Origin of the sequence: Aliikangiella coralliicola, assembly GCF_007004725.1 — a bacterium.
GTDB classification, from domain to species: domain Bacteria; phylum Pseudomonadota; class Gammaproteobacteria; order Enterobacterales; family Kangiellaceae; genus Aliikangiella; species Aliikangiella coralliicola.
Genome location: NZ_ML660170.1, coordinates 80,150 through 101,107 on the forward strand (window position 1 = coordinate 80,150; position 20,958 = coordinate 101,107).

Here is a 20,958-nt window from a genome sequence, read left to right on the forward strand (position 1 = left end):
TAAAACATCCTTACCAAATACGGACCAATCGTTTACCAATTTTGAATTCCAATCCATTATCAGTCGTCAGCCCTGCTTCGGTTTTGGATTTGTTTTTTTATTTTTCATTTTTGACAAATGAAAAGGAGTAAAAATCGAAAGGAGTGTAAACACCAGGAACAGAAAGTTTCGAAGTTAAGAAATAGTTCCCTGACAGCAAACCTACCTCATCAGAATCTTCAAATAGTGTATAGGTTGGAGAGCTATCAAATCGATAAAAATATTCTGAGCCGGAAATCCCCAACCTTACGCCGTTAACACTGTCGTTATTTTTCCCGTTATTGACCAGAGCTCTCACATTAACATTAATATCCTTTGATTGACTGGTTAAATCAATATCATCACCATCAAATAAAGTTTGTATTAAGTTACCAGAAGTTTGATCAAATAATTCAAGACGATAAACTGATGGCTTGTCATCCAGACTCGCAACCGCGGCGTCAATTTGGACAAACCCATGACCGGTGGAAAAATCAAATCCATCACTTCCCATATCAAGCGCAGTAGTAGTTAATGCATTCCACACCGTTTCTCTTGACAGCGGCCCATATTTTTCCAAAATTAACGCCGCGGCTGCAGCAACGTGCGGCGCTGCCGCAGAAGTTCCGTCGAAATTCGGGAAACCATCATTGTCCGCATCCCCATTGCCGAAAAATGAAGTATTCGCGAAATCTGGCCCCATTAAATCAGGCTTGTTTCGAAATATCGGTGCAGTGGGATTGCCTGTCGGATCAAGTAAAATTGGTGTTGCTCCACCAACAGAGGAATAACCGGCCGCGCGCAGCTGGTTACCAAATTGCGGCGTGTTCCAATAGTTGACAGAACCAATTGTAAACGCACCTTCAGCATTTGCGTGACCAACAAGTGCGCCAGAGAAAGGAGCAAAGCCAAAGTTTTTCGCAAAATTGATAAACTTAATTCCTCTCGGCGCATTCCCTCTCACCAAGCCGATTGCAATACTCAAATTCAAAGGTTGATTGGTCTGGTTTTGATATGAGTTGCTTTCAGCCGGAACACCACTTCTCGTATTGTCAATCACGCTCCAGGAAACAGGCATTCTTTTTCCGTTTCTATCACCGATTAAAATGATACTCATATCACCATCAGGAAAATCTCCATTGGCGTTCGCTAAAATTGAAGGATCATCCCAATATAAATAAAGGCCAGTGGTGTCGCCTGGCTGTAATACGATAGGAATACTACTAATCGTGTGCTCAGAACCATCAAATAAAGTCACGGTTTCTTGATGACCATTTTGAAAGTCATGCATTCTTCCAAACTCTCCGCCCATATCAACACCAGAATCAACGAACGGGCTATCGTAAGCGTTGTTGCCAAAATTACCCGCGGCCGTAAAATAGAGAACGCCATTCTCAGTTACTTCATCGATTGCCTGATTGATGATTCCATCTTGAAATGCTGGCTCGGCAAAATAAAACCAATCGTCAACAATAATGTCACACCCTGCTGCGGCTAACTGCCTGATGCCATCAGCAAAGTCTTCCAGACCATATCGTGCCGAATAAAAATAAATCTCAGCGTCGGGAGCAACGTCATGAATTATCTCCGCCATTGCTCGACCTTCGTCATTATTATTACTTGGACCTTCTTTTAAAACATTGACTGGCAGCGTGTAACCATTTGGATTATTTAAACCAGGTAAGTCTCCATCCTTCACACTTTTCTCGGCGTTGCCAAGACTGTTAAAGCTGTCTGACACAATACCTATTTTTATTCCTTTTCCAGTTAAGCCAAGATGCTTTCTCACATTATCGGCTAACATTGCACGATCACCTTGACTGACAACTTTTCCAGTTGGTTGTTGTGAGGTAATATATCGTTTCCAGCTTTGTGCATTTCCACTTCCAGAATCAATCGCAGTAGCATATTTTAGCGAGTCAACTTTTGCCACATGCCCTAGTTTTGAGACCGGCACCCAGCTCGTTAAATACTTTCCTCGTATTTTAGTTTTTGTTGCACCAACTTCTCTTAACTCAGAAACAAGCACTCCGATATCGCCGGCTGGAAACGCTCTCACTTGAACCTTACCGTTAACAATAACCACTGAAACCTGATCACCAGACATTAGCTTAATCAATCGACTGTCAAGTTTCGAACTTTCAGACCGTAAACTCTTTACAACTGCACTCTCGGTATTTTTGTTTTTCGGCACGCTATCCTGATCGTCAAACGCAAACAGGTTAGTCGCCGTACAAAACAGCGCTGCACAAACAGCTATTTTCTTCATCTTCATTAGCTTTTTCTCATTTTACATTTAGTTACTATCCGGCCACTTACCAGCCGAACTTACAACAAACTTTTTTTCAAAAAAAGTTTATCTAAATTCAGAATAATTTTTATTTTTTTCATTTTCTATAAACAAAATCACACTACAAAAGTGACTATTACCTAAGATTTTTCAAGAAACAAACATGCAGAAAAACTCCTCTTTCCCACAATGAAAAGATAAAGAAAAATAGCCTAATCAGAAAAAAAGCCGCTCAAAAGAGCGGTTAAAAATCCACCCAAAAAAGGACAGAAAGGGAGGTAATGAAAAACTTTTTCAAACTAGAAACCAATACACTCCATCATAAAATAAAATTCGGATCATTCATCAAAAATAATTCACCTGCTCGTAAACAGGGACTTCAACTGTCATTTCTCCCGATAAAGGTTGAGTGAGTTGTTGACACACATATTTTGGAGATAAGTGGCAAGCCAACAGAAAATGTAACTTTGTTAATGCCGACTCCACGGTCATATCATGACCTGAGACAACACCGATTCTATTAAGCACCGAACCACTCCCGTAAACGTCTTGTTTTACCCTTCCATATCGGCACTGAGAGACATTGAACACAACGATACCTTTATCGATGGCTTTTTTTAAAATATCAATCAGTATAGAATTCTTATCTGAAATATTACCCATACCGAAGCTTTGTAAAACAATTCCTTTAACATTAGTTGTTTCTATCGCAGCTTCTATTAACTGAGCTGAAAAACCCGGATAGAGTTGTAACATTACAACTTGTTGATTGCTAAATTCCGGAACAATAAAATGATTGCTGCCTCGCTTTAAAAACAATTTATCATTTAACTTAAACGGCACAGAATACTCTCCCAGCCAGGGAAAATTTGGTGAGTCAAATGCCTCCAACCCTATGCTTGTTAACTTAGTGCTGCGATTACCACGAAGCAGTCGACCACTAAAATAAATACACACTTCAGGTACACAATGATTTCCTGCTATATCGATAGCATTAAACAAATTATTGATAGCGTCACTTCGAGGTTCAATCATTGGGATTTGTGAACCGGTTAGTATGACAGACTTATCAAGCCCTTGTAGCATATACGACAAAGCCGACGCAGTGTATGCCATAGTGTCGGTTCCGTGAAGAACAACAAAGCCGTCGTAGTCATACCAATTATTGACTAGTATTGTTGCAATTTTATACCAGTGCTCAGGCTGTAAATTTGCACTATCGATCAAAGAATTCATTTCTATCAAATCGTATTCAGGCAGAGAATGATCCTTCATTTTATCAAGGTGGCTATCAATTAAACTTTTTAATCCCTTAGCCACGACATAACCAACACAGGACTGTTGCATTCCTATGGTTCCGCCGGTATACAGAATCAAAACCTTTCGCTTCATTTATGAATCAACGTGGTCTTAAAGATGATCAGTTTTGATTTTTTAAAAAATCTTCCATTCATTTTTCTCAGTTTCCCAATTGCAAATTTTGAAATATTAATAGGTTCAATCATCAAAAATTATCATCAGCGATCATCGAATTTTTGAAATAGTTTGATTAGAAAAAAACCGTAAAGCGCTGATGATTTAACATTTATTAAACCAATTGCGCGGAGTTCAGTAAATTTGACAATCTATCTCTACATGACGCGATCTGGCGCGCTATTGACGCCAATCTGCGAATGGAAGAAAATCGGCGAACTGTTGCATTCTGGCGCTATTTGGTACTATTAACGCACCATTTTGCGCCATATTGCCAATTTCTATTCAAGATAAGTTGTATTATGGTAAGTGGATATCATCAAAGGCTAGATAACATTAATGAATGAAGATTTCGCTAAAAATTTGAGGCTGCTGTGTAGCTACTACAAATCGATTGCAGAGGTTTGTCGTCGAATCAATATTAATAGACCACAATTTAACCGCTACTTGAGCGGCCGTCATAAACCATCGCCAAACATTCTCAGGCGGATGTGTGACTTTTTCGGCCTGGAAGATTTCGAAATTCTATTACCCCATGATCAGTTCGAGCGATTATTAAGTGTTCAACGGCGGTTCGATGATTCTACCAAACCTGATACGCCGGACACGAAGATACTCAACGAACTCAGTAATAAAGGAACAAGTGAGTTAGAAAAATATTTAGGATTTTATTTTGAATATTATATTTCGATGGCTTATCCCGGAATGATTTTGAGAACGCTCGTTTGTTTCGAAAAAAGAGACAATAGAATTTTCTATCAACGGACGGAAAGACTTAGCGAACAACCCCACAAAAAAGTATTTCATGGCGTTTACCAGGGTGTCGCCCACTTTCTAACAGACCGATTATTTTTAATCGATTATGAATCGCTCACCGGTTACGAAATGACACAGACAATTCTTTATCCATCATTTAAGAATAGAATTACACGTTTAACCGGTTTAAAACTTGGCGTATCCGGTAGTGGCGAAAGAGCACCTTGCTGCGCGAGGGTTCTGTATGAGTTTCTGGGGCGTTCAATAGAAATTAGAAAAGCACTAAAACTTTGTGGACTTATCAATCCAAAAGATAATACGGTTGACACATCGATCGTGCAAGCGGTTAGCAATGATATGACCGAAAACGACTGGCATTTTCGGGCACGATTTTGAGTTTTTAGGGAACCTCTATGTCTGTGACTTGAAATTAAGTAAAGTTAAGTCAAATTTTGTTATAACCCAAGCAAAAAGGCTGGAATTGATAATACAATGAATAGGATACTTAACCCATAGGCGCCGCCACTTCGAATCCTCGCTTTTTCAATTTTATCCTGATGGTACATTACTTCGACCGCCCCACCTACGGGTATAGTTTTTCCTGCGGATGAAGTATCTGATTTAACCTGATAACTCTGACCATCCACTTCAAATTCAAAGAATGGCCGGTACATTGTCCTTTTGGTTCCATCGCTACCTTTAGAAATATAAGATTCGTACTTTACAATTTTTCCTTGAGTAACTACCGCATATTTTCTAAAGCGGTACGTATCGATTGCGATATAAAGTCCTAATAATAGAAAAATGACTCCAGCGATTAATGGAATTATTTCAGCGTCCATAATCAGCCCCTTTGGTTGCGTTTAGAGAATACATAGTGCCAAAAAACTGCAAGTTTGTTAATAAATTATTAGCGTTTTTCGTTCGATGATAATTCAACAGACAAGACCTCGTTACAAATCAGTTAGAGAAAATGCTACAGTTTCCTTAACAACCTGCTTTTTTACATTTTTGAGATTATTACAAAATACATTTCCACTATTACAACACATAGTCAAAGTAATTCAATAGAACTTTAACGCCTTAAACCTTTTCCCATACTTTTAATACTATCTGTGTTAACCCCTTTTCTCAAAAAAATCGTTGTTGCCATACCCTATGGAATATTCAGTTTCGGTTAAGTTATCGAATTTAAAATCCTAGCTTCTCGACAACTTACAAGGATTTAAAAATGAAAAAAACAGTATTCAATGCTAACTTAATTGCCCTCTGCTTGCTAACTATTATCCCTACAGAGAGTTTCGCCGATGATGAGCAGTCAAAGGCTAATCGACACTCATTGACCTTTAGCTTAGGGAATTCGGATCATGCATTAAACGATAATAGTGTGCTACATGCGACCAATACTTCAAGCTCCTACGCGATTAATTATGACTATCAAATGACAGACAGTTTCGCTTTGAGCTTGGGACATATCGATTTAGGTGATGCGAGAGTTAATACCGATGTTTTTAACGCGAATATATCAAATGCGTTTATCGCGAACACGGAAACTAACGGTTACACCTTTGCTGGAATACTTAATAGTGATATTGGAGATGGACCATGGAGCGGATTTATCAGGCTTGGAATGATCGACTGGCGTTCAGAAGCAACATTAAACAGCTTACAAATGAAGACTGTCGAAAAAGGAACCGACGTGTTTGCGGGTGTTGGATTGACCTATCATTTTAATAACAATGTGAACCTGTCGCTAACTGCGGATAAATATAACATCAAATTTAATGAAGACAATGCTGTGACTGTTATTGACGGAAATTTAGTGAGAGACTTTGGTTATGACAATGGTTTTACTGTTTATTCTATCGCGCTTTCTTACTCTTTTTAACTCGTCGTTCGCTAACTCTGTAAAATAAGAATTACAAAACCAGTACTGTTGATACGGCTAGTTTTGTGATTCTTAATGGCATTTACTTTAACAAGAGCCTCATCATAATATCCGTTTGAATCGACTCACCTAACTTAAAGTCGTGCTTACCAAAAGGAACAAAACCACATTTTTCATAAAAGCGAATAGCACGAGGATTTTCCTCCCAAACGCCTAACCAAAGATAATCTACTTTACCTTCCTTCGCTAGTGACAGGGCTTTATTAAACAAAATTTGCGCAATACCTTGGCCATAAAAATCTGAGTGGCAATATATGCGTTCAATTTCTAATGTCGCATCGTCAAGATTTTCTGACTGAGCGGCTTCCCAGTTTACCTTAAGATACCCAACCTGACGCTCTGCTATTTTTGCGGCATAAAACTCAGCCCCTTCGGTGCCAAGCTCCTTTCTTATTTGCTCTAAAGTAAATTTTTCAGCCAGATAGCTCTCCATATCTGAAGCGCTATTATATCGCGCAAAAGCTTCGATAAAAGTTTCTCTCGCAAACGTAAGTAGACTAGCAGCATCGTCTTCACGAACTCTTTCAATAATGACTTTATCACCGCTATTCATACAAACTTTAATCCCAAGATAAGAAACACAAATACCTCACCATTGGGGTATTATTTCATATAAACCTGTAACCTGAAAGATTAATATCTACCCGTCAGAATCTTCACCTTCCATTAAACTCACCCTGACAGCGCTTCTATCCGTTCGCTGTAGTTGTTTTGATCGTGTCAATCTTTTTGACAACTCAGTGCCTACTTTCTTGATTTTGTTTTGGTAGCTATTAAGAAAGTCAATGCGCTTCCCCCTTCCGCGTAGGCCTTTCATTTTCTTTAACTGGTTCAAATCAGGCAGTTTCGGTAAGGCACTACTTAATACCAGACGAACATAAGTTGTATTCATTTTGCCGCACTCGATTTCTTGAACCAAATACAGCCATCGAATAAACGCTGTACTCATGTCACACTGAAGTTCAGTTTCTATTGCACTACGATTTTTGTTAACAATACCACTGCCGGCCCGTCGCAAATAATTGATTTCAATTTCGGAAAAACCAAGTAGCAACTCACTGTGAGTACCAGCTTTTAAAAGTAATGGATGCCCGGCCCTTCCAGCTATGACGCTACTGCTTTCACCAGCAGGTCCAATGCTTTGATTAAATACTGATGTCATGTATTTGTGTAGTCGAATTCGTTTATTCATTTCACCACGAACTAAATGCCGGAAGCTTTCTTCTGGATTGTGGCTACATAATTCACAAAGCACTTCAATAGACTCATTAATATCAACGCGACTAACATTGCTTTCAATGTGCACGTTATTAAATACGAGCGTCCCCATATGCGCATCGCAATTACCACAAGATATTTTAAATGAATACATGCACACCTCGCGTAATCTTAACTCATAATAATCGAGATTAATGTATTGGCAAATGAATGCCATTACACTTGATTACATGATTACTGACTTTCTCAACTCAACCGTCCAAGCCGCCCTTGATTGATAACATAAGTTTTATAGTAACGGCGTTCACACGGGCACTCCTTATCACTCTCTGGTTGTCTTGTTTTTTAGAGTCTCCCATATTTACAAAATAAAATATCAAGCCCAATATTTTTTAAAGAGAAATGCCCGATTTATCAAAATGACCGAACTGAAATGTCCGCCGAAAAGGAGAAGAATTCTTATGTATCTAAAATAACAGTGAATGCTATATGGGCTCGTTGATAGAATCTCTTTTATTCTCGCCCGCTATCAATAGAAAAACCCGTGTCATCAATCGCTTCAATAATTTGTTCAAACTCGAATAACTCGATAATACTGTCTAACTTTCGTGAGAGGCTTTCATTACTGTCTGCGATATTTTTACTGAGTTGCTCCAGAACTTCGATATCACCTCCAGCCGCTGCAACTCGTAATATCTCCAACTGTTTGTGTGGCAAGTTTTCAAGATCTTTAGAACTTAATGCGCTAGTTGGTTCGGGTCGCGATGACGGAACAGATTCATACCGGTAAGATACTGATAAATGTTTAGCGATGGTTTCAAACAAATGCTGGGCGCGGAATGGTTTGCGCACAAAATCATCGCACCCAGTCGACATAACTTTTGAACGTTCTTCTTCGAAGGCACTCGCGGTTAATGCGATAATAATTGTCTCCCGCCCTTCTGGTTTCCCCTTAATCCTTCGAATTGTTTCATAACCGTCGAGAATTGGCATTTGGAGATCCATCAAAATTAAATCTGGGCGCCACTCTTCCCATACTTTAATCGACTCAAGACCATTTGCCGCGTCGCGGACATCGAAGCCCGCCTCATCCATTAGCTTCACCAACAACTCTCGCCCATCTGAACTATCGTCAACCACCAGTATCCGAAAAACTTTCTGCCCATCAGCCAACCCCACTACCCTTTGCGCTTTTGTATAAGGAATGATGTCTAGATCGTCTGATTCCTCTATGTCGATCTCAAATGCAAAATTAGTCCCCTTTCCGACTTTACTAACAATGTTAATTTTCCCTCCGAGCAACTGAGCAAATTCTTGACTAATAGCCAGCCCTAGTCCGGTTCCCTCCTTTGCCTGACGGCCAGACGCTGTTTGACCGAAAGGTTTGAAAAGCAATTTAATCTCTTCTTTGGAAATACCGGAGCCAGTGTCTTCAACTTCAAAACAGAGTCTGAGCGCTGAGTGCCTGACGCAAGCAACTCGCAATGTCACGCCACCACTAACGGTAAACTTCACCGCATTTGATAACAGGTTTATTAAGATCTGCCGCAACTTTCTCTCATCAGTTTTAATAAAGTGAGGAATGTGACTTATCCCTTTGAAGTTCAGCGCGATCCCTTTCGCCTGAGCACGCAGGCTGAACATATCTTCGATAGTGTGGAGCATTAGATGTAAATCAAAACTTTTTGGATCAAAGGTGGTTCGGCCAGCTTCGATTTTCGCCATATCCAATACATCATTAATTAAATCGAGCAGATGTTCACCACTACGATGGATTGTATTTTGATACTTAAGCAAAATCTTCGGTAAGCTGGGAACACGCTTCGAGAGTTCTGAAAAACCAAGAATCGCATTGAGCGGAGTGCGTAGTTCATGACTCATATTGGCGAGAAATACGCTTTTCGCCTGATTCGCTGCATCAGCTACATCTCTCGCTTTCTTGAGATCAATATTTACCTTTTCAAGTTGAGTATTTTTACCCCCGATAATTCGATTGGCCCTGGTTTTTAGCCTAACTCGATTAATCAGTAAAAAAACTATCAATATGGATAAAACTAACCCTCCCTGAAATGCCAGGCTAGTCGTCTTTTCCCGCTCAAGATTGGCTTCATTCATCGCCTGTTGTTGACGTAGCTTTTCAATTTCATGTTGTTTCCTGTCAACATCAAAACGGGTCTGCATTTCCGCAATCGCTTTATTATTTTCTTCATTGGTAATTTTATTTTTGATTTCAACATAAAGCTGATGTTCAACCAATGCCGTTTTAAAACGCCCCATTGATTCATAAATTTGAGAACGCAGCAAATGAATATCTCTGATATCGCTTCTTTCATTAATTTCAGTCGCTAGCTCTAGCGTGTGCTCAAGAACACTTAGTGAAGATGTTTTGTCACCTAACTCTGAGTAAATTTCTGCCAACGTGAAATAGGCATGGGAAAGGTTAACTTTATCACCGAGTTTTTCTTTAAGCTTGAGAGATTCCAGAGTGTATTCTTTCGCTTGCTGAAGCTGCCCCATGTCTTTATAAAGTTCTGCAATATTACTCAAACCGGACGCGACACCCCGCTCATTACCAACTTCACGCATTAGCACCAGGGATCGTTGATATTGGTCCATCGCTTTTTGAAACTTACCTTGTTCTCTAAAGATAATCCCCATGTTGCTAATGGTCTTAGCCATATCTTCTACATTTCCATTTTTCTGGTAAATGGCGACGGCTTGTCGATAGTTTTCTAACGCTTTCTCATTCTGATCCAGCAGATGGTAGACGTTAGCAGAATTATTAAGCACTTTAGCAACTTCAACCTCATTATCAGCTTTTGTAAAGCGATCAAATGCCTGGAAATAGGCTTCAAGGGCCGGCGTATATTTATCCATCCGCCAATACGCATTTCCCATTTTGTTTAAAGCTTTCCCTTGACCGGTCAGATCACCTCGCTCTTCTTGTAACTTCACCAATGATTTGTAAATCTCAATTGAACTATCGTAAGCCGCCAGATAATGGCGTTCAATATCACCCGTGTTTTGAATGGCTTTGGCAAGAAAAGCGGAGTTCTCGTGATTGCGCGCCAATTCTTCCGCACGAGCGCGCTGAATGAGAATTTCCTCACCAAAATTACGGCGTTTTATTTTAGCCTGAAGCAAAGCGTTGAGTAACTTAAGCTCAAGAGTTTCGTCTGGAAACTCTGCTAGTAAAGCGAGTGCTTCGTTACCGTATGAAATGGACTTGTTAGGAAATTTAACCTGGTAGGCGTGAGTTAACTCAATCAACAACTCGAGCCTTTCTTGACCCTCGCTCTGTTCCAGGCGTTTTTCAATGATTGAAGGATTCTGTTGCGCATTTGACTGCCACGTCACCCCGCTCACTGAAAGAATGATCAATAACCCGCAAATCGTTTTTGCGTTCACAATGAAAATCCTGGACGAACACTCATTAGCGTAAAAATTTCTCTGTCATAAACATCTGGGATATCAAATATAGAAATAACGTCCGTGCGCCAAGCCTACTATGATAACGAAGCTGATCTAACGCCCAAATAATACTGCTCACGAAAACAACACGGTCAACAGCCGAACCAACTATTACGAAAAAAATCTCAATAAGAAATAATATAAAATATTATAGACAATATTTTACTTGCCGACGCTGATTAAAGACCTTCCTATAAACCACTATTCATCAAGTACGTTTAGCTCTTAACCCATACCTACAGAAATCTATCACCCGTTTCTAGAATTCTTCACTTTAACTCATTGATTTTTATAAAACTAAATTCAGGGAGCTGACCCTAAGTTACCTCACATCGAACGAAATATTAAACAGCTCGGTTCTTATGAGATGACCTCTATAAATTCACCTGAGTTCCTGATTGGATCAAAGTCAGGGTCAGTTTGGGCCTTACGCTTATATTTTTCATTGATATCAATCGCGCGTTTTAAATGCGCTAATGCTCGCTGGGTAAATTTATCTTTATCCGAATCGGCGGAAAGTAACGAGTTATAACAGGCAAGATTATATAAAAAATGTGCCTGCTCTTTTTTCGACAAGCTTTCTGACTGTACGCCGAGACTCAATACTTCAGATAATATTGATATCGCCTTTTTTACTTTACCAACTCGCCTGTAAAGCAAAGTTAGATAAGAAGCGACTTGCGGGTCAAGGGGTTTCCTCCAGGGCAAAGATTCCAACTTTTTTATGATTGGCCCTAAATTTTCAGGGCTCAGGTTAGACTGCACGCCTAAAGTAGCGGCGCTAAGCGCGAACGAGCGCTCTACTTTATTCAGCTTTTTTCCCTGGGTGGTATTTGGTGGCGTGCTTGCCTTCTGGGCTGCTATTGTCGAGAATATGGAATTAAGATCGAGCGCTATCGGGTCAGAATTATCGGGAAAAAGAGAAAGAAAATTACTTTCATCTTTAAAATCGCCTGGAGCAAATAGTGCTTCTCTTTTACACCACAAGGTCAGAAAAAACATCACCGCAATAGCTGAAGGAAACAAGATAATAAAATAGACCAAAGCACTGACATATTCAGAATGGGTATCCGCCAATATCTTTAAAGAAAAAGTAGAGATTGCTTCGATAAAAAACACAAATAGCGCAATGATGCCTAATGGATTTGTTGGGTAAATTCGATGTTTTCTTGATTCCATCATTCTAATTCCTTTAAAGGGATTCCATTTTAGTAACACAATCTGCTTATTAGCACGCCAAGATATCGCGTACAAAGGATAGTATTCTTGTTCTAAAATTACAAAAATTCGGGTAAAAATTTCAAGCCAACAGTTTTGTTTACCTTTTACTGAATGTGCAACTTTTATATTAATCTGGAAAGAAAAAATAATCGAGATTTCGATGAGTGAAACAGTTATGTGAGAAAATTCAGCCTCGCCAAGATCTTTATAGTGACTGTCTGGATTTTTATGATCTAGTATTTTTTTGCGCTTTGAATAGCAAATTAGACTCCCCTGCTTTCAAAGGCGCGCGTTTCGTCTCGCCTTTCTGAGTTGTCTCAAATAAACCAGACACCCCGATCATAAACAAACACCGACAAAGTCAATCAGCAATTTCTTACAACAATTTAATCAATTATCAGTTCGAATATTTTGAATGGTCGGATAAACTACGGCCAATACTATTTTCAAGGACGAAATATGGCAATCGCTCGAAAAGAACTCGTTGATTCAGAAACGCCTGGCTTTTACCACTGCATATCTCGATGTGTTCGACGCGCTTTTTTGTGTGGTGACGATCCATTCACCGGTAATAATTGTGATCACCGAAAAGCGTGGCTAGAAAAACGGATGTTGGAATTGGCAGAAATTTTTGCCGTCCAACTTTATGCTTACGCAATCATGGATAATCACTACCATCTGGTGCTCTACCTCGATCCAAAAGCGCCCCTCAATTGGAGCAAAGAAAAGGTTGCTGAGAGTTGGTTACGAGCCTATCCAGGCAAACTTGACAACCTCGAAAACCGGCATCTTCGAGAGTTGAAAAAACAAGCGATTATGGCGAACGATAAAAAGCTGAAGAAATATAGAAAAAGACTCGGGAGCTTGTCCTGGTTTATGGCGCGACTCAACGAGCCTTTGGCCAAAAATAGCAATATTGAGGATAATGTCAAAGGTCGATTCTGGGAGTCTCGCTATCAATCCATTGCACTTCTCGATGAAACCGCGGTCTTATCTTGCATGGCTTACGTTGATCTTAATCCCGTGCGCGCAGGAGTAGTTCAGGAACTGGAAAAATCCCTGCATACCTCAATCAAAAAAAGAATTGATGAAGAAAGACGATTGGATGTTCCCATACAACCCGTTGCGGGAAACATCAACGGGCGCCCGATTCAAATGAAACTGAACCATTATCTCCAACTCGTTGAATGGACAGGTAAAGCAATCGTCCATCCTGACAAAGCATCGATACCTCCCTATCTCGACAGTGTCTTTAACAGACTTAATCTACAGCAAGACAACTGGCTCACTCAAATTCATCGACTGGGATTGAACAACCGGGCCATTGGCTCCATCGAAAAACTCAAACAAAGGGCTAGCGCATTAAAACGGAAATGGATTAAGGGTAGTAGCTTCTCCAAGCTGCTTTACGTTTCGACCAGTCAATCGTGAGCAACAATTACTGATCCACAAGTTTATTTATCCACTCTAAATTCACTCTCCTTTAAATCCTATTTGAGAACATTCCCACAAATAAATTAAGGAATCGAGTTATATCATGCGTTTTACGTATCTTTTCTTTTTTGCTAGCGTTTCGGCACTTGAAAATTAAATTGGGGTGTCTGTTTTAGTTTTGTGTTTTAGTTTTGGTTTAACCTTTCCGACCTACATTAACCCCAGTCGAAACAGCTAAACGCGGCGATGCGCCCCCGCGACGATGGTCATCATTGTTAAAACTCTGCTGAAATTTTCCCTGGTGTGAACACGACTGTGAGATAGTCGTCGACCTGACATTGGCCTTGTTTGGTGAGTGAATTTGGGTAGTATTTACCGAATTAATTTGCCCGGAATCCTGCGAAGTATTATCGACCGTTTTAACAAAAGATTGAATGCGAGAATTCATCGGCATCGACAATTTTGCCCTTAACTCTCTCCCATCAAAACGCCTGATTTGTACAGAAAATTTCCCTTTGTTATTGGAATAAGAAATTCTCGCCATTCTATTATCATCTATTTTTACTTCATGATGTTTACCCGGTTCAGATTTGGCTTGTCTGATGGTATGAGAAAGGTCAATTTCTTTCCCTTGATGTTTTATTACTGTAGGTTCGTTGCCTTTTGTCAATGAAACAGTTACTTCTCTTATGTTATGCGTATTACTTGTACCTTTATCATCCATATCAATAACCTAGTATTAAAATAATTAGATAAAATATAGTCTCAAAATCACGCAGATTCAAAACATAAAAATTGGTTGAAAAGGCAGGAACTAAAATCAATGGCGCGCTCGACAGGAGTCGAACCTGTTACCTGCCCCTTAGGAGGGGGCCGCTCTATCCAAGTGAGCTACGAGCGCATATTAAGAAAATCAGGATTGACCAAAAAAGAAAGATTAATAAAGACTTTATAAAATCGAGACTCTAAAATCATCTGCCCGGAAAATCCAGGCGATATTCTCGCTTAAATGAACGCTGCCATCAAGCTAAATTAATCTAAGTTCGGGTTAAATAGTCCACCTAAAAAATTCGCCAGCGAATACCAGCTGAAACACTCGTTCCTTCATACTCATAATCAGGATTAGAACTGACAAAAGCACCAGACTCAATACCGAAATACAGGCCCAGTTTGGTGTCGTATAAAGTCGCTAAAATCCACTCATAATCAAAACTCAAGGTAACGCCATGCCTTTCCTTAATTTCCTCATCAAGCCCTGTGGTGTCTTGATCGAGCTGATTCTCATAGGTGAACTTAGAATATTTAAGTCGTCCCTTGAGAATATGATAATCAGCTAAAACATACTTGGTAGAAATTGAAATAGAACTGGCGTTAGCATTCCAATAACCGCTGGAATTATCGCGGCGATTATTATATTTGAAGGAATATCTCCAACGCACACTGCTATCGGGGCGATAGACATAACCCATTTTCACGCCATAGTAGTTATATTCCAATTGAGAGTCAGCAATATCATCCCCTTGCAAGTCTTTCGCGCGGCGATCAACAAAATCACGTTGAGTCACTTCAGTATCAAGGAAAAAACGCCCGCTGTCCGATGGTCGATAATCAATATCAAAACCGATCCTGTTGTGGTCATAATCCAGGTTACTTAAACCGGCAATGGTAAACTCTTCATAGGCTTTTTGACGTTGCTGTAGTTTCAGTTTAAAGGTGGTATTTTGCTTGGTTTTATAAGACAGCTCGCCATTGTAATTGGTGGTCTCTGCATCATATCGATCGGCAATTGACTGACCACCAAATGTCGCCACCAAACCAGTTACCTTACTGACGTAGGTTTCATCATTGACCATATGATCAGCAGATAGCTTGTAGCGAAAACGATATTTCTTAATTTTAAACTTCGACTTAAACGCAAGATCTAGCTCACCTTTAAACCAGTCTGCCCTTTCATCGTTAAAATAATGGGCTTTTTTAGCATAAGCTTTGGCGTAAAACATCCTGTCATAATTTGCGGAAAGCTTGAAATCAGCAAAGGCAAACTCTTCCTGCTTTGGCGCGCGAGCATCGGATAAATTATGCGGATTGTCATCCAGCCCGTACAGTCCGGTTAAGTATAAATCAGCCGAAGACGCCATTGGCGCATAAAACGATAAGCCAGAAACTAGCAGACCGGAAATCAAGATGTTTCGATTTAACGATTGCTTGATAGACTGTTTAATTCGCCGTTTAACTGGCTGAATAACGAGCTGTTTATGAGAGCTCTCGCCCATCCCTTTGCGAACATTCACAACCTGCCTGGCGAACTCTCGTTTGACGTATTTTCTTATCAATTTTTATCTCAACTGCAACTATTTAATTTCAAACCACCTGAAACTGACGGGCTGTTCTGAACTCAATAAACCGCATAACTCAATTTATCTTAGGCTTATTGGTCACTATTTGTGCCGTCAGAAATAAAAACTCGCCTTAATTCTAGCGCATCTTTGTTATTGGGAGCGAGCTTAAGGATCAATTCTATCTGTTTATCGCAAAGATTGAATTGACTAGTTTCACAAAAGCTGCGGGCGTATAGTAGCCTTGCCGCCACATCCCCTTCTTTTTGCTGCAAATACTCCTCCAGCAACACCAGCGCCTGTTGCGATTGTTTTTGGCTGGAGCGCAGGCGTGCTATGCGATACAGCGTATTACTATATTCGCGACTGACCTCAGTCAAGCTTTCAAAAGTCTGTAGTGCCAGATCTGACTTGCCGTCCTGTTCAAGGTAGTCAGCGAGACGATAAATAGCCCTTTTATAACGGGGGTTCTCCGCCAGAATCGCCTGCAACTGTTCGACCGACTGCTCGGACAGTCCGTTTCGCCATAAAATACGCGCTTTCAGCAATAAGTACTTTTTGTCTTTTGGGCGTAGCTGAATTGCCCTGTCTATCGCGGTTTCGGCAATACTTAACTTTCTTTTTGCGTATGTTTGTAACGCAACTTGATAGGCGATCTTATGGTTGTCAGGTAGTCTTTCAAACAACTCAGCGAGCATCTCAACGCCATTATCTGACGGCTTTTTCTCTGCCTCCTCCGCCGACTGATTCACTTTTTTGTCCTTATTATTAGCACCTCGCTCAATGAGTGCTAATGCTAATCGGTAACGCCCAGGTAAATAGTAAACACTGTCCGTCGCTATCTTGCGTAAATAAATTTCTGCATTTCTTGGTTTTGCCAGTGCCAGATAAGCCCTTCCGATTAAATAATAGGCAAGGTTGTTATCCCTGTTTTTTTTCAAACTGGATTTAGCGGTCGTTAAACTTGGCCGGTATTGCTTGGAAATATATTGCTCCAATGCGCTCGCCAGCGTTTTTTCCTGATTACTCGAAATGTGTTTTTGTAACAGCCTTAATTGCTTACTCGCATTTAACGGTCTACCCTGTTCTAAGTAGCTCATCAATAACAAAAGCCTCGGATTGACCGATTCTTTCGACTGTTTAAGCGCCTTTCTCAAAACGCTAATCGCCTCAGAATACAACATGTTGGAAAACAGATAATCGGCGTATTCAGCCAATAAACGGAAGTTTCTTGGGTCGATCCCAACGGCTTTATCATAGGCCTGCCTGACCACCTTTGACGGACTTCCATTGGCTTGCTCTGCCCTGGCTAACTTACGCCAGGTCAAAGGATGAGAAGGTCGATATTCAATCGCTTTTTTGTAGTTGGCAATTGAAGACTGAAACTCTCCCAGTCCGACCTCCGCATCAGCCAGACCCGCGTAGGATTTCGCTTTACGAGTGGCAGATGTATAGCTCACCGCCGATGCAAATAATGTTTTGGCTTGTTGGAATTGATTCTGTCGCAACAGTAGCAGCCCCAGATTAATCGACGCACGCTGATGAGCCGGCCGTTTGGCGAGTAATGACTGGTATTGTTCGATAGCCTGCGCTATCTCACCGGTGTTAGATAAACACTTTGCATAACTGAAAGATAACCCATATTGGTCTCTGATTGATTCTTCAAGTGGCGTTATCAACGGCAATGCCGCTGTATAGTCTTTACGAGCAAGCAAGCTCTCAACAATATGAACGATTACCGAATAAGTCTGGTTTTGATTTTTTAACGCGACTACTTGAGGATGAGTCATAATTTTAGCGGCTTCAATCGTTCCGCCAACGTAGAGTGATTCTATTTCATCAGCTAAGTCAATGATCTTCGCACTGTAATCAACCGAGCTATTTTCAGTTTCATTGTTTAACGGGTTTTCCTCTGCCAGTTCATCGCTTTCTGTGGTGACTAAAACTTTAATCGGTGCTTCTTCCCGATTGGATAAGGCACTTTCAAATAATATTAATGCAATACCTAAAAATACAAATGAAACCGTCAAAGGAATTGCGTTGGCGAGGTGTTTAACCGGGGTAATATCGCCGCTATCATCACTAATTTCGTCCATATATTGTTGTGGGTAATCGTTAGCTGTTTTGTTCGAAGCGGCTTTTTTCGGAGCGTTTTTTTTCGGAGCAGATATACTTGATACTGATGCCCTTGACTCAGACTCATCTGTACCCTGTTCATTGATCATATCAGGTGTTTTGGAATTGGCCATAAAACCCTCTATTCTGAACATTTTGAATTTCAATTCCCGGCCTGCCGTTCACCTCCAATACCAGCGGCCCAAGTTTTTCATCAATACATATATCAACGCCAATGTAGCCTAAGCCAATCGCTTTTTCACAAGCGAGTGACATCTCAATAATTTCCTTCCAAAACGGTAACTCTACATCAACCAGCGGCTGATTGTTGTCAGGGTGATGAGACACCGTTTTTTGTTTTAATCTTGCATTAGTCGTTTTGCCACTTATTACATCGATGGCGATACCAACTGCACCCTGGTGAAGGTTTGCTTTACCATCAGACAATTTGGTCGGCATTCTTAACATGGCACTAATGACTTTACCTTTGCTCACGATTACTCGAATATCACTCAAACCATAAGGTGCAAGTTTTTGCAAACTATCGTGTTGTGTTAACAGTGGTTCGAAGTAAGCGCAATCGGTGTCTCCGGTTTGCGAAAAACTGCCCGCAATAATTTCAGCACAATGTTGTGAAATCATTTGCTTACTAATCTTTTTACCGCTTGCGGAAATAAACTCCCCCTCTTTTTTGTCCACGATAATCATAATCCCATTTCCCTGCGAACCCTGATTAGGCTTGAGCGCAAATTGATTCACTTGCTCGAGTAACTTACCAACATCATTGAGATTTGCCAGGCTTTCAACGGCCAGCAAAGTTTTTGGAACAGGAATGTCATGTGCTTTTAAAACCGCTTTACTTTGCAGCTTATCTGCCGCCAATTTGAGTAGTGATTTTTGATTGAGTTTATAAACCAGGTGCCGGTTTCTTTTATTAATTCCCAATACCGGATGGTCCTTATTACCCAATATATTTTTAAACCGATAAAGCTCGCTGAGCCTCAATCCGGTCCAGCGTCCGATATAAATTTGCGCGACCAGAACAAGGAGATAAAACTCAGGATAAAACGAAAATAAAGCTTCCAGCATAAACGAGCCGAGAATGAGAAAACACAGCCAGATTGTCAGCAAAGTTCCTAATGAAACTTTGATCAATTCTAACCAGTTTTCATCGCTAGACATTTGATGAATTCTTTCTGCGATAAAACTGATAATAACCACAGGAAACAGAGAAAGCATACCAAACTCAAGACGACTGCTAGTACCGATTAAACTTAAGCCGCCAATAAAAACCATGGTATTAATGGTTATAATTGCCGCTAGCCGCGGGACCTTTAATAATCGAGCACGATCTAAAATGACATGGGCTAAATAACTAATCAATAAGATCACAACAAAGGCAATGATACCTTTATAAAAACCGGTAAAAGTACAGGCGGCAGCGACTAACATTGGCATAAATACGCCAAAAGTTTTCACGCCGAGAACATTGCGTAGAAAAGTAATGAGTAAAGTACATAACGGAAATAACAAAAATAGCCCGATGGTTTCCGGCTGTAATCCCATGACCAATAACAAGTGGGAAATATTGATCGCCGCACTATCAATTGATCGGCCGCTTTGACTATCCGAGTCGTTAGGCTGGCCTTGATCAATCTGATACAAGCTGGAGGCAACCAGTCTTTTATCAATACTAAATAAATAATCGAAATTTATATCTGCGGTATGTCTGAACAAGACTTGGTCGGTTAAATATAAACTTAAATAATTGGCAGGTAGTCGGGCAAAATTTCCGTTCGTAGGGCCAAAAGGGATCCAGTGTCCTCTGACATAAACTTCCACCCACTGATGCGAAGTTTTCTTGCTGCCTTCATTTAAAATTACACCGCCAACCAACCGTGCCGGAATGTTATTGAGCCGCGCTAATGCGACAAATAACCGGCTTTTCCCATTGCAACTGGCTTGCTTTAAACGAAGTGCCGTTAAAGCGTCAGTAAAACCTTTAAAAGGTGCTCCCTCAATTTGCTGATAAGTGTAATTATAAATAGAGCGGAGTACCGCTTTAACATTGCGTGTGTTTTCAGGCTGAATAAGCTGCCATAACGACTTAATTTCTGGATGACTGATCTGAATCGCATTGGTTTCACTTAAGAAAAGTGCCAGCGATTCTGGATAATTTTTAGGAATAATTAACTCGTCACCAATCTCGTACTCAACTTCCTGAGTGGCGACCAGTGCTTTGTACTGAACATTATTGGCAGTCGCCACGCCACTCCACTGGGCCACTCTACCACTAACCTCTTCGCGCACCAGATAACCTAATCCGTTAGCAACAACGCTTTCTTTGATAACTTGCTGTCTTTCTGCATCTTGCGGAATATAAGTTTCGATATTAATCGATTCATCGTCCTGCTCAAAACTCATGTCCAGGGTCAGGGAGTAAATACTATGTGGTGTCAGATGTCGGGTAAAATCCTGCAGAGAAATCACATGCACAGCAAAGATAACTGCGAATGTGGCTAGCAGAATTGGGTTAAAATGCCTGAATAACCAGGGGAAAACTTTAAACATTGACTGGACTTAGTGTAAAAAACCGGAACATCGTATACTTCTCGATATTAAATGCCTGACAAACCAAAAATCTACCTTTCATACTAGCATCAGCAGCAGTTAATTGT

General features: G+C 40.4%; 14 protein-coding genes and 1 tRNA gene. 3 read left to right on the plus strand and 12 right to left on the minus strand.

Features of this window, described 5'->3' with window-relative positions; all coding sequences use genetic code 11:
* Positions 1 to 97 precede the first annotated feature (97 nt).
* Together FLL46_RS22455 and FLL46_RS22460 are read right to left on the minus strand one after the other, a co-directional pair.
* Positions 98 to 2,287: a S8 family peptidase gene (locus FLL46_RS22455; RefSeq protein ID WP_168204290.1), complete on the minus strand. Its 2,190-nt coding sequence runs from the start codon at positions 2,285 to 2,287 to the stop codon at positions 98 to 100.
* 366 nt (positions 2,288 to 2,653) lie between these two features.
* Positions 2,654 to 3,700, minus strand: coding sequence for a type I asparaginase (locus tag FLL46_RS22460; protein ID WP_142933963.1), 1,047 nt, complete (start codon positions 3,698 to 3,700; stop codon positions 2,654 to 2,656).
* A gap of 420 nt (positions 3,701 to 4,120) precedes the next feature.
* On the opposite strand from FLL46_RS22460, the gene FLL46_RS22465 reads away from it, so the two are divergent.
* Positions 4,121 to 4,933, plus strand: coding sequence for a helix-turn-helix domain-containing protein (locus FLL46_RS22465; RefSeq protein ID WP_142933965.1), 813 nt, complete (start codon positions 4,121 to 4,123; stop codon positions 4,931 to 4,933).
* Between the two features lie 59 nt (positions 4,934 to 4,992).
* On the opposite strand, the gene FLL46_RS22470 is transcribed toward FLL46_RS22465, so the two are convergent.
* Positions 4,993 to 5,379: a DUF3592 domain-containing protein gene (locus FLL46_RS22470; protein WP_142933967.1), complete on the minus strand. Its 387-nt coding sequence runs from the start codon at positions 5,377 to 5,379 to the stop codon at positions 4,993 to 4,995.
* A 389-nt stretch (positions 5,380 to 5,768) separates the two neighbouring features.
* Here FLL46_RS22470 and FLL46_RS22475 point away from each other — a divergent pair, with 389 nt between their 5' ends.
* Positions 5,769 to 6,425 (plus strand): outer membrane beta-barrel protein, encoded by a 657-nt coding sequence (locus FLL46_RS22475; RefSeq protein ID WP_142933969.1) that lies wholly within the window; start codon positions 5,769 to 5,771, stop codon positions 6,423 to 6,425.
* A gap of 82 nt (positions 6,426 to 6,507) precedes the next feature.
* On the opposite strand, the gene FLL46_RS22480 is transcribed toward FLL46_RS22475, so the two are convergent.
* From FLL46_RS22480 to FLL46_RS22495, 4 genes are all read right to left on the minus strand, one after another.
* Complete coding sequence (locus FLL46_RS22480) at positions 6,508 to 7,038, minus strand: GNAT family N-acetyltransferase (RefSeq protein ID WP_142933971.1); 531 nt, start codon at positions 7,036 to 7,038, stop codon at positions 6,508 to 6,510.
* Between the two features lie 87 nt (positions 7,039 to 7,125).
* Positions 7,126 to 7,857 (minus strand): hypothetical protein, encoded by a 732-nt coding sequence (locus FLL46_RS22485; RefSeq protein WP_142933972.1) that lies wholly within the window; start codon positions 7,855 to 7,857, stop codon positions 7,126 to 7,128.
* A gap of 359 nt (positions 7,858 to 8,216) precedes the next feature.
* Entirely contained in the window at positions 8,217 to 11,111 is a 2,895-nt protein-coding gene (locus FLL46_RS22490; protein WP_142933974.1) for a tetratricopeptide repeat-containing hybrid sensor histidine kinase/response regulator, read from the minus strand.
* Between the two features lie 423 nt (positions 11,112 to 11,534).
* Complete coding sequence (locus FLL46_RS22495) at positions 11,535 to 12,356, minus strand: tetratricopeptide repeat protein (RefSeq protein WP_142933976.1); 822 nt, start codon at positions 12,354 to 12,356, stop codon at positions 11,535 to 11,537.
* A gap of 498 nt (positions 12,357 to 12,854) precedes the next feature.
* Here FLL46_RS22495 and FLL46_RS22500 point away from each other — a divergent pair, with 498 nt between their 5' ends.
* Positions 12,855 to 13,826, plus strand: a complete 972-nt coding sequence (locus FLL46_RS22500) for a transposase (protein WP_142933978.1) — start codon at positions 12,855 to 12,857, stop codon at positions 13,824 to 13,826.
* Positions 13,827 to 14,025: 199 nt separating this feature from the next.
* Here FLL46_RS22500 and FLL46_RS22505 read toward each other — a convergent pair whose 3' ends face one another.
* The 5 genes from FLL46_RS22505 to FLL46_RS22525 form a co-directional block, all read right to left on the minus strand.
* Complete coding sequence (locus FLL46_RS22505) at positions 14,026 to 14,553, minus strand: hypothetical protein (protein ID WP_142933979.1); 528 nt, start codon at positions 14,551 to 14,553, stop codon at positions 14,026 to 14,028.
* A gap of 100 nt (positions 14,554 to 14,653) precedes the next feature.
* A tRNA-Arg gene (locus FLL46_RS22510) sits at positions 14,654 to 14,730 on the minus strand.
* Between the two features lie 160 nt (positions 14,731 to 14,890).
* On the minus strand, positions 14,891 to 16,162 hold the full coding sequence (locus tag FLL46_RS22515) for a TonB-dependent receptor (RefSeq protein ID WP_142933981.1): 1,272 nt from the start codon (positions 16,160 to 16,162) through the stop codon (positions 14,891 to 14,893).
* Positions 16,163 to 16,257: 95 nt separating this feature from the next.
* Positions 16,258 to 18,414, minus strand: a complete 2,157-nt coding sequence (locus FLL46_RS22520) for a tetratricopeptide repeat protein (protein ID WP_168204291.1) — start codon at positions 18,412 to 18,414, stop codon at positions 16,258 to 16,260.
* Positions 18,392 to 20,851 (minus strand): sugar-transfer associated ATP-grasp domain-containing protein, encoded by a 2,460-nt coding sequence (locus FLL46_RS22525; protein ID WP_142933985.1) that lies wholly within the window; start codon positions 20,849 to 20,851, stop codon positions 18,392 to 18,394. The genes FLL46_RS22520 and FLL46_RS22525 overlap by 23 nt, the downstream gene beginning before the upstream one ends.
* Positions 20,852 to 20,958: the final 107 nt, after the last annotated feature.